The sequence below is a fragment of the Gemmatimonas sp. genome (assembly GCF_046594945.1).
Taxonomy (GTDB): domain Bacteria; phylum Gemmatimonadota; class Gemmatimonadetes; order Gemmatimonadales; family Gemmatimonadaceae; genus Gemmatimonas.
In genome coordinates this window covers 97065-114199 of the sequence record NZ_JBKJRB010000080.1, presented here as the reverse complement: position 1 = coordinate 114199, position 17135 = coordinate 97065, and the positions used below count along the sequence as shown (strand labels likewise).

Annotated in this window: 14 protein-coding genes; 4 read left to right on the top strand and 10 right to left on the bottom strand. The window is 64.0% G+C overall.

Annotation, left to right across the window (positions count from 1 at the left end; all coding sequences use genetic code 11):
* Positions 1-24: 24 nt before the first annotated feature.
* The 8 genes from lepA to ACLL97_RS09785 all read right to left on the bottom strand — a co-directional run bounded on the left by lepA (position 25) and on the right by ACLL97_RS09785 (position 12741).
* Positions 25-1821, bottom strand: a complete 1797-nt coding sequence (gene lepA / locus ACLL97_RS09820; protein ID WP_411280289.1) for a translation elongation factor 4 — start codon at positions 1819-1821, stop codon at positions 25-27.
* Between the two features lie 170 nt (positions 1822-1991).
* The gene (locus tag ACLL97_RS09815; RefSeq protein ID WP_411280288.1) at positions 1992-2942 is read right to left on the bottom strand and encodes a DUF3618 domain-containing protein; all 951 of its coding nucleotides are present in this window, start codon (positions 2940-2942) and stop codon (positions 1992-1994) included.
* Entirely contained in the window at positions 2939-3661 is a 723-nt protein-coding gene (locus tag ACLL97_RS09810) for a hypothetical protein (RefSeq protein ID WP_411280287.1), read from the bottom strand. Before ACLL97_RS09810 ends, ACLL97_RS09815 begins: the two co-directional genes overlap by 4 nt.
* 11 nt (positions 3662-3672) lie before the next feature.
* Entirely contained in the window at positions 3673-4152 is a 480-nt protein-coding gene (locus tag ACLL97_RS09805; protein ID WP_411280286.1) for a phage holin family protein, read from the bottom strand.
* Positions 4153-4156: 4 nt separating this feature from the next.
* Positions 4157-4363 carry a hypothetical protein gene (locus ACLL97_RS09800; RefSeq protein WP_411280285.1) on the bottom strand — a complete coding sequence of 69 codons (207 nt, stop codon included), beginning with the start codon at positions 4361-4363 and terminating at the stop codon, positions 4157-4159.
* A gap of 85 nt (positions 4364-4448) precedes the next feature.
* Positions 4449-9065, bottom strand: coding sequence for a translocation/assembly module TamB domain-containing protein (locus ACLL97_RS09795; RefSeq protein ID WP_411280284.1), 4617 nt, complete (start codon positions 9063-9065; stop codon positions 4449-4451).
* Positions 9065-11413 carry an outer membrane protein assembly factor gene (locus ACLL97_RS09790; RefSeq protein WP_411280283.1) on the bottom strand — a complete coding sequence of 783 codons (2349 nt, stop codon included), beginning with the start codon at positions 11411-11413 and terminating at the stop codon, positions 9065-9067. The genes ACLL97_RS09795 and ACLL97_RS09790 overlap by 1 nt, the downstream gene beginning before the upstream one ends.
* Before the next feature lie 188 nt (positions 11414-11601).
* Positions 11602-12741, bottom strand: a complete 1140-nt coding sequence (locus ACLL97_RS09785; RefSeq protein WP_411280282.1) for a glycosyltransferase family 87 protein — start codon at positions 12739-12741, stop codon at positions 11602-11604.
* A 456-nt stretch (positions 12742-13197) separates the two neighbouring features.
* On the opposite strand from ACLL97_RS09785, the gene ACLL97_RS09780 reads away from it, so the two are divergent.
* From ACLL97_RS09780 to ACLL97_RS09765, 4 genes are read left to right on the top strand one after another with little or no spacing between them, the layout of a single operon-like run.
* The gene (locus ACLL97_RS09780) at positions 13198-13533 is read left to right on the top strand and encodes a hypothetical protein (protein ID WP_411280281.1); all 336 of its coding nucleotides are present in this window, start codon (positions 13198-13200) and stop codon (positions 13531-13533) included.
* A gap of 8 nt (positions 13534-13541) precedes the next feature.
* Complete coding sequence (locus tag ACLL97_RS09775) at positions 13542-13700, top strand: hypothetical protein (protein WP_411280280.1); 159 nt, start codon at positions 13542-13544, stop codon at positions 13698-13700.
* Positions 13701-13759: 59 nt separating this feature from the next.
* Positions 13760-14047 carry a hypothetical protein gene (locus ACLL97_RS09770; RefSeq protein ID WP_411280279.1) on the top strand — a complete coding sequence of 96 codons (288 nt, stop codon included), beginning with the start codon at positions 13760-13762 and terminating at the stop codon, positions 14045-14047.
* Between the two features lie 17 nt (positions 14048-14064).
* Entirely contained in the window at positions 14065-14592 is a 528-nt protein-coding gene (locus ACLL97_RS09765) for a nucleoside deaminase (protein ID WP_411280278.1), read from the top strand.
* An 11-nt stretch (positions 14593-14603) separates the two neighbouring features.
* On the opposite strand, the gene ACLL97_RS09760 is transcribed toward ACLL97_RS09765, so the two are convergent.
* Both ACLL97_RS09760 and ACLL97_RS09755 read right to left on the bottom strand, forming a co-directional pair.
* A complete protein-coding gene (locus ACLL97_RS09760) occupies positions 14604-16124 on the bottom strand; it encodes an alpha/beta hydrolase-fold protein (RefSeq protein WP_411280277.1) in 1521 nt (506 codons plus the stop codon).
* Positions 16125-16169: 45 nt separating this feature from the next.
* Positions 16170-17054, bottom strand: coding sequence for a hypothetical protein (locus tag ACLL97_RS09755; protein WP_411280276.1), 885 nt, complete (start codon positions 17052-17054; stop codon positions 16170-16172).
* Positions 17055-17135: the final 81 nt, after the last annotated feature.

Below are 17135 nucleotides of genomic sequence, written 5' to 3'. Positions count from 1 at the left end.
TCCACGCTCCCTACTTTCAAGTCATCAATCCACTTGGAGCACGGCCAGAAACGCTTCCTGCGGAATCTCCACGCTGCCCACCTGCTTCATGCGCTTTTTGCCTTCCTTCTGCTTTTCCAACAGCTTGCGCTTCCGCGAGATGTCGCCGCCGTAGCACTTGGCCGTCACGTCTTTGCGGAGTGGCTTTACGGTCTCCCGTGCGATGACCTTCTGCCCGATGGTGGCTTGAATGACCACTTCGAACATCTGTCGCGGGATCAGTTCCTTGAGCTTCTCGGCCACTTTGCGGCCCCACTCGTATGCCTTGTCCTTGTGCACGATCACCGAGAACGCGTCGATCGCGTCGCCGTTGATCAACATGTCGAGGCGTACGAGATCACTCTCGCGGTACTCCAACATTTCGTAGTCGAGCGAAGCGTACCCGCGGCTCACCGTCTTCATCTTGTCGAAGAAGTCGAGAATGATTTCGCCGAGCGGGAATTCCCAATCGAGCTCCACACGTACCGTGTCGAGGTAGCGCATGTTCTTGTATACCCCACGACGCTCCATACCGAGCGTCATGATGGCCCCAATGTAGTCGGTGGGGCACATGATGCGCGCGCGCACGTACGGCTCTTCGACCTTCGAGATCACCACGGCTGGCGGCAGGAGCGCCGGATTCTCGACCATCATTTCGGTGCCGTCGGTTTTCGTGACGTGGTACTCCACACTCGGCACCGTGGTGACGAGATCGAGATTGTACTCGCGCTCAAGACGCTCTTGCACGATCTCCATGTGCAGGAGGCCCAGAAATCCGCACCGGAAGCCGAAGCCGAGGGCCGTCGAGGTTTCCGGTTCGTACGCCAGCGATGCGTCGTTCAGCTTCATCTTCTCGAGTGCATCGCGCAGCGTTTCGTACTGCGTGGTGTCGGTCGGATAAATGCCCGCGAACACGAACGACTTGACTTCCTGATAGCCCGGCAGCGCTTCGGTCGCGCGATTGTCCTGATCGAAAATCGTGTCGCCGGCGCGCGTCTCGCGCACCGACCGAACGGCAGCGAGGACGTAACCCACTTCGCCGGCGTGCAACACCTCGGTCGGTACCTGACGCAGCTGCAGGTAGCCCACTTCAGCCACTTCGTACACGTTGTCCGACGCCCCGAACGTGATCTTGGTGCCCTTGCGCATTTCGCCGTCAACCACGCGAACGCTGGGAATGGCACCGCGATACTTGTCGTAGTACGAATCGAAAATGAGCGCGCGCAGCGGCCCCTTCACATCGCCGGTCGGCGGCGGCACCCGCTTCACGATCTCTTCGAGCAACTCGGGCACACCAGTGCCTTCCTTCCCGCTCACTTGCAAAACGTCTTCCGGTCGGCAGCCGATCAAGTCGACTACTTCCTGACGGCGACGCTCCGGCTCGGCGCCCGGCAAGTCGATCTTGTTGAGAACGGGAATGATCTCGAGCCCGGCGTCCATCGCGAGAAACAGATTCGATAGCGTTTGCGCCTGAATACCTTGCGACGCGTCGACCACCAGGATCGCGCCCTCGCAGGCGGCGAGCGAGCGCGAGACTTCGTACGTGAAGTCCACGTGGCCCGGTGTGTCGATCAAGTTGAGCTCGTAATTCTGCCCATCGCCTGCTTTATAGCTCATGCGCACGGCATTGAGCTTGATCGTGATGCCGCGTTCGCGCTCGAGGTCGAGCGTGTCGAGCACCTGAGACTTCATTTCACGCTTTTGCAACGTGCCGGTTTTCTCGATCAGGCGGTCCGCAAGGGTGGACTTGCCGTGATCGATATGCGCGACGATGCAGAAGTTTCGGATGTGACTGAGTTCCAACGGAATGCCTTGCTAGAAGGGGCGATGCGTGGACAGCCTTTCAAGATAGTCGATTCGCCCCGCAATCTGGTGAACGGATACGGACACGGCGGCCGCCCCGAGGGGGCGGTCGCCGTGTAACGCGTTGATATATCGTGCTTTATCGTATCAGCACGGTCCGATCACGCGTGTCAGCCGGTCAGTCCTTCCTCACGTGCCGCCGTCTTCGTCTCTTGCACCACGCGCGCCACCACATGCTGCGCCTTGCCTTTGGTTTCCTCGGCAAGGTCCTTCACGCGGTCCACAACCTCGTCGCGCGCATCGCCCATCAAGCGCACCTCGCGATCGGTGGCCGGTGCGGCGAAGCCGGTCGAGAGTCCGATTGCCACGGCGACCGCCCCAAGGGCCAGCGGGTTCTCGTAGAAGGCGTCCTCTACGCGCCCCGCGCTGCGGCGCGTGGCATGCGCGACGCCGCCCGCCAGGTCCTGCGCACGCTGCTTCACCGACTCGGCAGTCTCTCGCGTCCGGTCGGCGAGTTGACCGGCCCGTTCACGCGCGACATCGCTCAGTTCATGAGCGCGATCACGCGCGACGTCGCCCAGATGGTGCGCGCGCTCGCGCACGCGATCGATAGTACCTTCTGATCCGTCCTCGAGCCCGTACTGAACAGCCCCATATCCAGCGCTCATGGCGGAACGGCGCATCTCCCCGCTTCGAGCGTCGGCGCGGATTGACGAGACCTCCCGACCATTATCGTCCGGGCGTCGGCGGTTCATGAGGAGCCAGCCGAGGCCGATAGCGACCATGGCAGCGGGGATTGGGTTCTCGCGGATCGTGTCCGTGATTCCCGACGTGCTCCGGCTAACGGTATCCGCTGCGTGCTGTGCCATCTGACTAACCCTCCCAATGGTGGCTTCACGAATGCTTTCCTTGACGTTTTCCTTGAGCACGCGCGGGTTGAGCCGCTCGCCGATCTCGCCGAGCGTGTGGCTCATGCGCTCGCGCGTCTCCTCGATTTCGGCGCGAATCGCGCTGGTGTCCGCGCTGACCGAAGCGGCGTCGACGTGATCATCAGGACGATTAACCGAACGGTCAACGCGCAGGCTGGCGACGTCATCCGTCCACGACGCGTCGGAGGTCATGGCTGCACGCCTCCGCCCGACGAGCTCTCAGTGCCGCGCAGGCTGATCGTGCCGCCGGTGCTTCCGGTGGTGCCGTCAACTACGCCGGCTGGGTACGACGGCATAGGGTCGCGATACGAAGCCACGGGTATCTGGCTGTCAAACCGCGAGGCGTCATCGACGCCGCTACTGTAGCGACCAGCACGGGCACGACGTGCGCCGCCTGAGCGGCCATACATGTCTTCGACGTCCGACGAGCTCCCGGTTGACGCGTGGCGGTGCGAACTCTTGAGAAAGCGCGCGGCGATGAGGCCCAGCGCGAACGCACCACCCAGAAAGAGCGCGGGCTGGCGTCGCGCGTACTCTTCAGTGCGACGAGTCAGCTCACGTGCGTCGGTATTCTCGAGGAAGTCGGCAGCGCGGCGCACCTGTTCACCCGCCTGCCGAATATATCCGCCCAAACCGTCTTCCTGATCCTGTGCACCGCCGAGCAGCGATTGTGCGACGCCGTGCAAGGCCGAGGCGGCACGCGTCTTTCCGGCGTCGACCGACGAACGTACCTGCGCGCCGGTCTTCTCCTGCGCCTGCGAGGCAATGCCGCGGACCTTGTCGCCGAGCGACGAGCGATCGTGCTCCATCGAGTCGGCGTATCGACCCGAGGCACTCATGTTGCCACTGTTGCTGGCCGTGTCACCGACGTGGCCGGTGTCCATGCCTGTTGATGCGTGTGGATCCTGCATTGCTTCCTCCTTCAGAGTCTGGGAGACGACGCGGATGAATTGGTGGGATCACGTGTCAAATCGTGCGTGAGCGCCCGAGCCTGCTGGGCAGCCCAGTCCTTGTCCTCGCGCAGCGAGTCGAGCGTCTGGCGGGGCATGATGCCGCGTTGCGTGAGGTCATGCGTGGCGCTCTTCACCATCGAGTAGCCGACGCCAGTGGCGACCACGCCGACCAGCAGCGAGGACAGCCAATAGCGTCCCCCCAAGGCAGTACCCAAGCCGATCACGAGAAACGCGGTGATGGCGAGGACACCCACGAAGGCGAGGCCAGCCGCCACGCCGACCTTGGCGCCGTCGCGCGCCAAGCGCGCACCTGTTTCACGCACCTCCGCCTTCGCGAGTTCCACCTCCTTCTGCAGCAAGGCGCTCGAGTCTCTCGTCAAACTCTTGAACAACTCGCCGAGTGACGACTCATGTCCGCCATCACTGCGCACTTGGGTGACAGTTGACACTCCTTCACCGTGTGGCTCGACTCGCACTTCGATCTCGTTCGGTCTCATCGACGCTCCGTTGCGGACGTGTCGTCTGCAACAGTGCAGTATCGGTGCCACCGTCGCGGCAACACAACGACAACAGCATCAGCAACGACGTGAGCAACGACGTGAGCAACGAGGCGAGCAACGAGGCGAGCAACGAGGCGAGCAACAACGCGAGTAACAGCATCAGCAACAACAGAAACTGCCGTCAGTTCAAGATGAAGACAGGAGACACGGTGAGGCGCGTGCAATGCTCTCCGCTTCCCCGTCGTTTAAAACCGCCAGCGTTTCACCAGAAACAGACCGAAGGCGTTCGATTTGGTGATCTCCTGCACGGACAATGACGGCTCCGGCAGGAAGAAGCGCGGCTGGAATGTTGATTGGAGACTCAGCCCGGGGTTCGAGCTGAAGCGGCGCTCGATGCGGAACCCAAGCGTGGACTGCAGTTGCAGCCCCACGAAGGTGTGCGTGTTGAGGTACTTGCCGAACTCGAGCTGAGTGCCTTTGGCGAGTGTGCTCAACGATCCGAAATTTCCACCGGCGAGTTCGGTAGGAAGATTCGACGCGGGCGTAATCTTGAGCACGTCGGCGCCGAGTGACCGCGCCGCCTGTCCCTCGAGTTCATCCAGCATCACGCCCAATGCGACACCCGTAAGCTGGCGTGTGGCAAGGGCTGCACTGGTGCCCACGAGATTGCCACCGGGCGAACTCCCGGAGAGACTCGAGCCGCCGAACTGCAGGAGTGATCCGCTTTCGTTGCCGAACGCGAGGTAACTGAGGAGGTCACTCTGTGAGATCGGCGGCTGCGCATCGCTCTCGAGCGTGAGCCGTGGCGAAAGTAGGGTGCCACCGATGAGGATGCGGACACTGAGCGCCTGCTGTCCCGGCTGTTTCACCTCGTACTCACCGGTGATTTGCAGCAGCGGGTTGAGATCCTGCGTCCCGATGAACTGCACCGCGCCGCGCTTGACTTGGAAGCGCTTGCTGAGAAACTCGTATTCACCGCGATCAGTGTTGACCACGCCCTCGAGGGCAAGCGACTGGTGTCGCCGATCCACGATCACGCGTAGGTCGCCATCGCTGTAGATCTCGATGTTGGCTTCCTTGGAGCGCACCCAGGTGTCCCGGTCGACAGCGACGACTACATCCATCCGCAGGTTGTCGAGCAAGGCCGACCGGCCCGGAAGGAGTGCACGCTCGTTGATGTCGGTGGTGTCGATGACGGCAAAGACGGCCGGATCACCGGCGTTGAGCACCTGCCGGGTATCCGGCTCCGGAATGTAGAAAACTCCCTCGCGAACACGGGCTCGACCCTCGACGTACAGACTTGAATATGGTCCAGTGATCGTCATGGCGGCATCGGCGCGTGCTCGGCCATGATCGTTGTCGAGCACGCGCACGTTGTCCGCCGTCACGCGGAGGTTGAAGCTGGGCGCCATAATGCTGTCGATGCCGATGCCACCCGAAAGTGCGAACCGGCCCCCGCTGTATGCCACCAGCGAGTCGATGAGCACGGTGTCGCCCTGCAGCCGCAACGCGCCGTTCATGCGCTGAACCGTGATACCAAGCGGCACCACCTCGCCGGAGATATTCCGCAACGCGAGAGCGCCGGCAAGCTTCGGCTTGCGCACGGTCCCTGTCAGCTCGGCGTTGCCGTGCGCGAATCCGCGTGTGTTGGCCAGTACGTCGGTGAACCGCGATGCGATATCCAACGGCAGACTATCCGCGCGCAACACAGCCGTGGCGGGCGCGTCGAGCAGTCGGTCACCCGTCGCGTCGAAGAGCGCAAGGTTTACCGGCACGACGGCTTGCACCGACGCCAGTGGGCGTGCCCCACCGAGTGCACTATCGGTGAGCGTGCCGTCAATGCGGAGTCGCTGTTGCACGTAGTCGAAACGGCTGGCGACGTTTGGCACGGCTGTGGCGCCGTAGCGCGCCTCCGTGACGCTCACCGTTGCGGCGATCAGCGGTGCGCGACCGGATCCGGTGATGCGGCCGTCCACACCGATGAGGCCGCGCGCGTCGACATCACTTTGCAACAGTCCGAGCAGGTCACCGATTTGGAAGTTCTGCACGATGGCGCGCAGGTCCGCATCGCCTTCGGTGGGAACGCGACCATGCACGAAAATGCGCCCGTTGGTGGCGTTTCTCAGGTCGATGCTGTCCACCTCGATGCCTGGCTGTCCCCACCGCACCGCACCGGCGTGCGTGGATGCCCATCGTGTGCTGTCGAAGCGCAGCCGCAAGTCGTTGAAGCGCACCTCCTTGCGGTCGGGATAGACCGCGTAGTCCGCCCCCACGAGATAGTCGCGTGCACTGTTCTGGTAGACCGTGGCCAGAATAGTCCCGCCGGGCGAGCGATAGCTACCGGTCACGCTCACGCTGTCCAGCGCAAAGCCGGCCGCCGTGACCGAGTCGGCGGAGAGGTCGACTCGGGCAGTGGCGCTGTCGGTGAGCGCATCCGACCACGAGTAGGTGGCTCGCGCCCGCGGTACCACGCTCCCCTGCGCCAGGATGTTATAGGCGTCCAGTGTTCCGCGAAGGTCGAACGCTTTGAGACCGCCTGCAATGACGCCGCGGGTGTTGATCGAACCGGCAAGGCTGTCGCGTGGTATGTCAGGCGCGGTGTCGATCACGACGGGCAGCGCCGGTGCCTCCGCTCCTGCTGCGCGCGCCACCGCCAGTTTCATCGCCGTCAGCGTCGAGTCGGACCGGGCGCGCGCCAGTCGCTCGGCGGTGAGCAGCGGGCGCATCGGCACGGTGCCGGTGTCACGCGGGAAGTAGCGCGCCAGTTTCGCCAGCGAGTCCACCTGCACGCGGTAGTCGATCTTGCCCTGCGTCGTGCGCGAGAGACCAAAGGTGCCGGTGGCGTCGGCAGCCGCACCCGGCGCCCGCACCGCGAGCGTGTCCAGAGTTGCGATGCCATCAGCAATACGTACCCGTATACGGGACGAGTCGACGGCCACGGTATCGAACGTGGAGGTACTCACGTTCGCCGCGAACGCGCCACGCATCGTCCCCGCATCGACGCCGCGCCCGCGCGCGGACAGGCTGGCGCTCACGGACGTGACCGGCGCTTTCGCCACGAGCTCGTTGGCGTTGAAAAGCTTCGTGGTAACGTCGAGCGCATATCCCAGCTCCCTGCTTGCCAGATCGATGCGACCGCGGGCGGTGAGTCGGCCACCGTCCGACGTGTGAAGCGAGCTGTTGACGGCCAAGTCAGACAACGGGCCCACCAGCTCGATGGGACCACTCACCGCGCCGCGCAACGAGGCCGCCGGTGCAAACCGGCCGATGGTCACGAGCGACAGCGGACGCGCCGTGAGCCGTGCCTCCAGTCGGGTGTCGGTGCCGCGTGCGGCATCGGCAAGGCGCACGGCGCCGCTCCCGGTGAGCCGCGAGCGTTCGCCGCGGTCACGATGCGTGAGGTCCACCGCTCGCGCCGTCATTCTTTGATCGGTGCGACCGTCGAGGATCGCGCTCCCGTTGACGGTACCACCAATGGGCAGTGACGGCATCGCGTCCTGCGCCAACGCCACTTGCAACGGCGCGACCGTCACCCGCAGCCCCTGCGCGCGGAACACGCCGTTGCTAGCGCCAAGGTGGCCCGCCGCGAGCACACGACTGCGCCCCGCCTTGCTATCGTCGAATGTGACGTCGCCGTCCAGTCGCATCGCGTTCAGCGAACCGTCCACGATCGCGCGTCCGGAGAGCAGCCCTTCCCGCGGCACATTGAGTCCGGGCAGCATCTTCTCGAGCAGCGCGGTGGGCACCTTGCTGAATTCGAGCTTCGTGTCGTGGATGAACAGCGTGTCGCCGATGGTGACGCCAAGGTCGCCCTGCATCCGGGCCGTGCCCGTCCGCAGTTCGAGCTGCTTCACTATCACGCGCTGCGTCTCGCCCACCAGCGCAAGGTCGAGGTCAAACACTGCCTCACCCTCGTCGGGGAGCGCCGGATACAGGAACTGGACATCGGCCAGCGCCACCGGTGCGCCGGTGGTGTGCAGCAGCAGGTCGCCACTGTCAAAGACGTATTGACCGCGCAACTGTGCCCGCGAACGCGGCAGCTCGATTGCCACCTGCGCAAACCAGAGCGAATCGGTGTCGAGCTCGAACGTGCCGGACATCTGCCGCACTTCGGCACCCGGCGGCGCAAAAGCAAACGCCTTCATGCGCATGCTATCGACCCGGATGAGTCGTGTCGGTCGTTCGGGGTCGGCCAGACGCACCAGAGGCAGTCGCGCGTCGATGTCCCGAAACTCCTGTACTTGCTGATACTTGTCCGGCCGCCCCGGCGCACGCACCACGATGGTGCGACTCTCGCCGCGCACGGCCGATGCCGCCACACTGTCGCGTGCCCGCAACGCGAGCGAGGTGTCGGGCTGCCACGGCGTGCGCACCAGCAGCTGTCCTCCAACCAACACCACGTCAGTTAGCGTGATCCATGAGCCGAAGCCAGGACCATTGTCCACCTGCGCGGCCGTATCGGACGGAAAGATGCGCTCGTAATTCCACACACCGTCGGGCGGACGGTCGAGCACAATCACCGGTTTCACCAGGCGAACATCGTTCAGCGCGATCTTCTTCGAGAGGAGCGAACGCAGGCCATAGTTGGCGTGCACCTCCTCGGCCGACACGAACGGCGCTCCAGTGCTGTCGGTGATGAGCAGGTCGTGCAGCGTGAGGCCCTGCAGCAGGTTGCCCGTGACCCCTCCGATGCGTACCACGCCGTGCGCCGCACCATTCAACGCGCTCAGCGCGCGAGTGCGCACCTGAGCGCGCCCCCAGTCGGTGTTCGAGACGACGAGGACCACGCCAACACCGAGCGCCACGAGCGCCCCCACGAGTCCGGCGCCAATAAGGAGCACGCGCTTGACAGAGACTGACATCAGAAAGCCTGACCGATGCTGAGGTGAAGCGTGAGCCGGCTAGTGAGTGCGCGGAAAAAGCTCAGCTTTTCCGCTGGATCCGGGAACGTGCGACAGCCGACGGTACTCCCGTTTACGCATCCGGTTTCCGGACTCAACGAAACCAGGACTCGGCGTCCGGCGCTGTCTGTGGTCTGGGTAATCACCGGCAACGCGCGACGTAGGGAGGGCCGAACACCGAGGTCCACGCGTATCGGTCCCACCGGTGATTCGTATCGCACGCCGAACCCGGGGGTGACAGCACCAGTGCCCCTCGTGATCATGCCAAGGGACCCTTCACCCAGAATGGCGCCGTCGACGAACACGGCCGCCACTACCGAGCGCCAGACAGGCAGGCGCAACTCGATGCTGCCCTCCAGCAGCGTGGTCCCGCCGAGCGGCCGTACCTGGAAATCACGGTCGCGCAGTTGTACCGCGCTGGGGTCGCACTGCGTGATGCCCACCGTGGGGGCGCAGACCCACGTAGTGTCGCCGCCCGCGATCGCGCGTCCGCGCAGCTTGTCGGGCGCGATGGTCAGCACACGCGGACCCAGCTGGTTCTCGCCGAATCCACGCACGCTCTGCGAGCCGCCGGCATAGAAGCGCTTGCGGGGATGTAGGATCTGGGAGGACTCGAATGTTTGGCCGAGGTTACTCAACCCCACCGCTTCGGCTGTTCCCGGCAAGGGGCGTACCCAGCCGGCACGCAGGTGGGCGGCGCCGACGCTACGGCGGAACGGGAGGGGCAGGTAGCCCGCCAGGTCCAACACTGCGCGGTTATAGCGGAAGTCGGACGCGGTGAACTGCGATGCGTGTTCGCCCTCCGCGCGCAAGCGAATGCCCTTCGTAGGCGAAAGGGGGGAATTGCTGCGGTCGAAATTCAGCGCCACGGCGAGCGGTGACATACGCTGTTCACCCTTGAGCGCTTGAATGGTCGACGCATCACACACGCCATAGTTCACGCAGAAGTACACGTCGCCCGCTTCCACCGAGCTGATCTCAAAACGGTAGGTGGCACTCAGCGGCGTGCGAACAGTGAGCTCGCGCGTGAACGTGGCGCTGGCGCCATACCCGCGATCGACGAATACGCCAGGCGAGCTGCGACGATGCGTGAAAAGGCCGGCGCCGACGGTGTTGCGGGGAGATCCGAACCAGCGTTGCCGCAGGTCGACACTCGCCTGGTACGTGGGCGCGTAGTATCGGCCGATGTCGTTGTCCTGCGCGATGTTCGCGAAGTCCACGAAGAAGCGGCTGCGCGTAAGCTGTTGCGCCACCAGGTTGCCGACGGTCAGCGACGCGTCCAGACGGCGCGGCCCGTTGAGAAAATAGTTGTGAACGAAGCGCGCTTCCGCCTGGACAAAATCGGCAGTGGTGAAGCCGATGCTCGTGCTTGCCTCACGAGGCGGTGCCTCCTGCACGCGCACCACCAATGACTTGACCGAATCGGTAGTCCCGGACGCGCGCGGCACCGTGTCGATGATGGCCCGGCGGAACAGCGCCGACTCGTACAGTGCGCGCTGGCTCAACCCAATCCGCGAACTACGGAACACGTCGCCGGACTGCACGCGCATGGAGCGGCGTATGGTTTTCTCGGAGATTCGCTGGTTCCCGGCAATGCTGATGTCACCGATCGTCACACGGCGTTTGGGGTCTACCGTGATGCGCAGCGTGCCCGCGTTGGCGGATGTGTCGACGGTGGTGCGGGGCGTGATCACCGCGTCGGCGAAGCCACGCTCCCAGAGCGCCTGCCTCAGTCGCACGATGGTGGAGTCCACCGCGAGCAAGTTGAGCGGCTCGCCCACCACGGGACGCAGTTCGCGCGAACTGTCGCGGGGCGGGATGACATGCGCGGAGTCATAGATTTCCGAGACGGTCAGCCGTGTGGCCGGGCCTTCGGTGATGGTGAACGTGACGCGCACGGTGTTGCCGCCCATCCGCGTGACGCTGGTGTCCACCTGCGCATCGCGATAACCGCGCTTGAAATAGAAGACCAGTGTTCGCAGCACGTCAATCTTGAACTCGTCGCGGTCAAGGTACTTTCGCGCAAAGATGTAGCGTGACTTGGTAAGCACGCAAAAAGGCCGCAGGAGGAGGCTGCGGCAGCTTGACGGCTGCGTGGCCAGACTGGCGCGCAGCTCGCTGCCGCTAACGGAGCGAATGCCCCGGAAGCGAAGCTCCCGCACCTCCGGTCGCGCTTGCTGGAGACTGTCGCGTTGCGCGAGAACCGGTCGTGTGGCGAAGAGCAGCGAGGAGGCAACGGCAGAGACTGCCGCCGCACCACGACGTAGTGAGAGTCGACGGCGGGCGTCAACGAGTGGCAAGCGGTACATGGGCGCCCGCTACGCAAGCCGTGAACCACGTCCGACGTTCACAGCTACGGAGGACGACCCGGCTGGCCTGTACGTGCCGTAGATCACCAGCAGTCAGAGTGACGCGTTGCGCGCGCAAGGAGTGGCCGCGCGGCAGAATCCATGCCGCGCTGACAACCTGACGGACGGCGACGCTACCAACGCATGTCTCATTCCGCGTTCGGCGATCGAGTCGCTACGGCGTGTGCCTGCGGCGCCCGCAGATATCGCCACAGATCCGCCTGCAGCGCGAACCAGCCAACGAGCGTGACGATCGCCTTAAGCTGAATGCGTCCGTGCCACTGGAGCCGGATGTCGCGCGGCACGAGATCGGACCCGCCAACCGATCCGAGCAGCACGATGGTCAGTACCAGCAGGTCGCGCCAGCGTGCGCGCGGCGTCGCCGCCCACCATATGCCGATGCCCGCATAAGCGATCACGAACGTGGGCGATTCCGCCATATGATTGAAGACGACGGAGAACATCAGCATCGACGACAGCAGTAGGCGCCGCACGATCGCATCGATCCAGCGGTCGCGCGCCAGATATGCGCTGCCAAGCAGCACGACAATCCCGAACAGCTGTACTGGCGCGTGGGGAATAGGGCGCCCCAGTGCGAGTTCGATCACGCCGCCGAGCCATGCCATGCCAACCTTGGTGGCATCCTGACTGGAAAGCGTTCCCCACGATTGGTACTGCTGCGCCAACGTGGCCGGCGAGGTAACCAGCAAAGGGAGGGCCACAAAAAGCACCCCTAGCCCGGCGCACCATGCGACATGACGCCATCGCATCGGCGTCATGAGCCCGAACAATCCGGCGCTCAGCGGAAAGAGCTTGATCGCGGCACCGGTGATGACCGCCGCCGCCCCGCCGCCGACACAGTCGCGTTCGATGGCGACAACCGAGAGGATGATCAACCCCGCGACCAGCGCATTGCTCTGCGTGTTCTGCAACGCGCCAACTGCTTCAAGCAGCACGATGAGCAGCGCCGCAACACCGGCGCGTCCCGGTAATAGCATCACGACCGCGATGCTGAGCACGGCGGCGTTCAGCAGGTTCCAGCAGAGCAATCCGAATCCGTACGGTAACACGGCGAACGGTGCGAAGAGCAGCGCGCACGTCGGCGAGTACTTGAACAGGTCCCAGTGCTCGGCGCGGTACCACGCGTAGAGATCCTGATCGCGCACGAGATGCCAGAAGCTCGATCGGAAAATCGCAAAGTTGTTGCTGCGCGCCTTTCCGAGTGTTTGCTGCGCCGTGATAGCAGACGCGACGAGCAGATAGAGCGCCACCATCCAAGACGAGCCCATCGGCCATCTCACTGAACGCAAGCGCTGGTGCAACTCATTCACGGCGGTCACGCCTCTCAGCTGCGACGTCCGTGCGCTGAATAGGTGCACGAGCGAGCGGCGGTATACACAGAACGTCGACCCGAAACCGAAAAGTCTGACGCACGCCGATACCGGCGATCAGGCGGTCCACAACGTTGGACCCGCCGTGGTCGGATTGCGCGCTCATGTAAAAATGCGGATGTGACAGACTTCCAACGGAATGGCCTTCCTCAAGCGTTCATGCAGGAAACACCGTTAAAGTACTCGAGTCGCCAAACGGGCGGATGACCAGCTACGAGGCCTCGTTCCTCCTCGGTGCGTGCGGTGAGCTCCCGCTCCGACCGTGGGTCGGCTGTACGTCGAAAATGACGAACGCACGCGGGATCCGGATCAGTGTCCGGGCGATGAGCGCGAACGGCAATGCGATCATTGCTCATGCGGCACACCACCGCAGAAGATTGCGCCATGGAAGATGATGATAATGGCGAACTGAACGTTTGTAGTTTCCTCGTGCGTGGTGCCGCGTCGACGGCGGTCGCGCGGCGGCCGCGCGGCAGCTACGAGTCATTGCACGAAGGCACCGCGAAGTCCTTGCTGGAGAAGGTTTCCATAGCCGTGTGCGGCGCCTGTAAGTGCATGGACCGCTCGCGACGGCTCAACTCCTGCCTGACGCTCGCCATGATGCACGACCGCGAGAGGATCACCACCATTGCAGGCGTGGGCACGCTGGAGAAACTGGTCCCGATGCAGGTCGCCTTCATTGAGCACTAGGGATATCAGTGCGGCACCTGCACACCGGGGGAGATCTGCGTATCGGCGAGTTCGGTAGCTGCGGGGTGGCGGCGTCGCTGGCCAACGCGGTGTACAGCGCCACGGGCGTGCGGGATGATCCCCTCACACTTTACACGCTTCTCGAGCAAATGCAGGCACTGGCGTAAGCCGAACTTGGCACGCCCTTTGCGCTTTCGTATTCCAACCTTTAACACGCGAGTCAGTAATGAGCGATGGTACCAGCGACTACAAGCACGACGCGAGCGACAAGAAGCTCGACCACGCGGCCGATGCTGAAAAGGCGGCGGCGAAGGCTGCCGACGCGAAGCATGGCGATGGTCCCTCACACAACCCGGCTAAAATCGCGCGACATGACGACGCCGGAAAAGATCGACTGTTCGAGCATCGCGAGCAACACGACGATGCGGAAAAAGCGAGTGAGCGCTCGCGCCTGGAGAAGGACGTCGCGAAACACGATCACCCGGACGACGAGGCCGCGCAAGAACACACGTGAGCACAACGCCAAGCATCGTGAAATCTCGGGACGACGCGTCGGCGTGGATGCTTCTCGCGCTTGAGCAGGCCGAGCTGGCGCTCTCTGCGGGCGAGGCGCCGATCGGCTGCGTACTGTTGCGTGCCGACGGATCACTGCTTTCCGTCGGCTACAACACCATGGTGGCAACCGGAAATCTCGTCGCGCACGCCGAGATCAATGCCTTGATCTCCGCCGCCGGAAAAACGGCCGAAGGTGAATCGTTGATCATGGTCTCAACCCTTGAACCGTGCGTCATGTGCACCGGAGCGGCCATGCAAGCGGGCGTGGTCAGGATCGTGTACGCACTGAAGGCGCCCGCCGATTCGGGCACCTCACGGGTCAAGCCGCCAGAGAGCCCGGACTCGACTTTGCCGGAGGTCGTCGGTGACGTGCGTGCCGGCTCCAGCCGAAAGCTCTTCACAGACTGGATGGAGCGCCACGCGGGCGATGAGTCGCGCGCCGTGCAACGACGCTTCGTCGATCAACTGCTGGCGCTGACGGCCACCGAGCCACGCAACGAGTGAGCGGCGCCCGGCTACGGCTTGACGATGGGACGTGTCGCGTGCCGATCGAAAAAGTCGAACATCGCTGCGAAGTTGGGTTCCACCACATTGGAGTGATCGCCGCCCGGCACTTCGAGATACTGTACGTCGGCACCTACGCTCTTCAACGCCGCAACCATTACGCGTGAGCCCCCCACCGGCACCGTCGGATCCGCGTCTCCGTGTACCACGAACTGTGGAATGCCGCCAATTGTCTTGGCCGTCGACGCGAGGCCGAAGCCGGAGAAGACGCCGAGCGCCGTCCATTGGCTCGGCGTCTTCGCCGCGATCGCCCAAGTGCCGATGGCGCCCATTGAGTGGCCCATCAGGTAAACGCGGCGATCGTCCACCTTGTATCGCGATCGCACCGATTGCAGCACCTGCATCACATCCTGCTCGCTCAGCGCGCGCGCGCGGCTTGCGGCAGGGTCGCCACTAGGTCCGCCGAGTGCTACCCCGTAGCCGCCGTCGACCCGATATCCGAGCGGTGCGGCCAGTATGTAGCCGCGCTCCTCGGCCAGCGCTGGCAGCCGCCTGCCGTACTGATCGAAGAAGCTGTCCTCGGTGGCGCCAAGGCCGTGCAGTGCGATGATCAGCGGCAAGGGTTTCGCTGGCGTGTACCCCTTAGGGACATACACGCGATACGGCATCACTTCGGCCGCCGCCTCGAGCAGGTAATGCTGCTTGAGGTCGCCGGTCCGTCCTGACCATGGGTCCTTACGCGCATTCGCCGCCACCAGCAGTGATTCGGCGGCGGCAAAATCGCGCGCGGGATTGAACGTGCCCAGGGCGATGCGATTGAGATTCACGTTGCGCAGGCGATCGACAGGGAAGAGGAGGTCGGAGCGCACAGGCTCAGGTGCCTTGGCGGCGGCGGCTTCGAGCCGCGCGATCGACGCCTCCAGTCCGGTGCGCACGACGATGCTCAGCGTGGTCGTGCCGAGGGTTCGGGCGCTGTCGAGCAGTTCGACCGCAACCACGTACGAGCCGTCGACCACATCGTGCAGGTCGGCCTCGAGGGTGAACGGTGTATCGCGCAGGTCGCGTGGCACGCCGTCGAACGCGCCCAGCTGCTTGACGACGGCCATCGGTTCACTCGGGGGGCTGCCCGCCGCGCGCTGACGGAGTGTTGCGCGAGCCACCAGCGGGCGATCGAGTTGGATCGTCGGTGCGTATATTTGCTCCACCCGCATCGACCAGCGTCGAGCTGGGTCCGCGACCTGCCGGTCGGTGCGCGAAATGAGCGAGCTCGCGAACTCCGCCTCTGGTGTCCACGGTCGGCGGGCCAGTACCGTCGCGGCGTGCGCGTACAGGCGTCGGATCTCCGACGTGCGCCCGAGTTTGGCGGCTGCGGCGATCTGCACGTCGAGTGAGTCCACCAGCGACTTGAGCTCGCCCATTGGGCGAGCGGTATTCTTGAGCGTCGAGTGACGAACGCCGAGCGACAGGATGCCAATGGGCGCCTGCGCGCTGGCTCGCGGGGCTACAGTCAGCGCCAGAAGGGCGACGGCCACGAGGGGACACAGGTGAGGAAACATCTCCGGCTTAGACAGTTGTGCCTATCGCACTGGCGGAGACGTGGTGGAGCCCGCTCCAGCCTGGCCGGCTTTCTGACCGGCCGTAGGCGGTCGATTCTCCGTTCCCCAATAGGTCAGCCGATAACCGTTTCCATCTACCGCCCTCGTGATCGACACTTTCATACCGTCTTTCAAGGTGAATGGCACGCCATTGTACGCGCCATACGGTAGCATGCCGGTTTGCTGATAGACATCGGCCGACATGATTTCGGGATCGACCTTCTCCAGGATCGGGGCGCCCACGCGCTGGCCGAAAGCAGTTACCTCGACCGGTGTATCGCCAAAGGCGAACGCACTCGGGACCGTGTGTGCCAACGGGATGGTACTGGGAGCGCTGACGGCAGCGTCGAACGGCACTCCGGACGCGTAGATCGTCTTCGCCAGAATTTCCACCATCTGCTGGTCGGAGCCGGCCAGCGTATCCATCAGCAGGTCGCGGCCCCATCTCCCACCGGCCTTGAAGGCCGACAGCTCCGGCTTCACGGTCGACGCGAACGCCACGATCAACGGCGACTCTCCGTAGCTCAGCAGATGCAGTGCTTCGTCGCCAAGTAAGAGACGAGGCGTCACGGTCTTGCCCGCCTTGATTCGACCGGCGGCCTTCGGTCGAGCGGGCGAAAGGATCTGAATCGGCAGCGCCGATCCGTTCGTCCGAGTGACGGCGAACACGGTCACGTAGGCGTCCTTATTCACCGACAATGACAAACCGGGCCAGTTCGCCAGTGAGGTTACGGCGGAAACGGCCCTGATGGTCACCTGCGGTGCCGACTCGGCGGTCGACGCACTCCTCGTCGCGCCCTGAGCGAGCAGCGACCCACCGTAGGTCAATGTCGCGACGGCCGCCAGCAAGCCAAACGGTCTGGTCATGACTGCTCTCCTCCACAAGGGGAATAATTGGTCCATTCTCAACTAAACTTGGGGTCTCGGCCGTAGATGTCAAACAACACG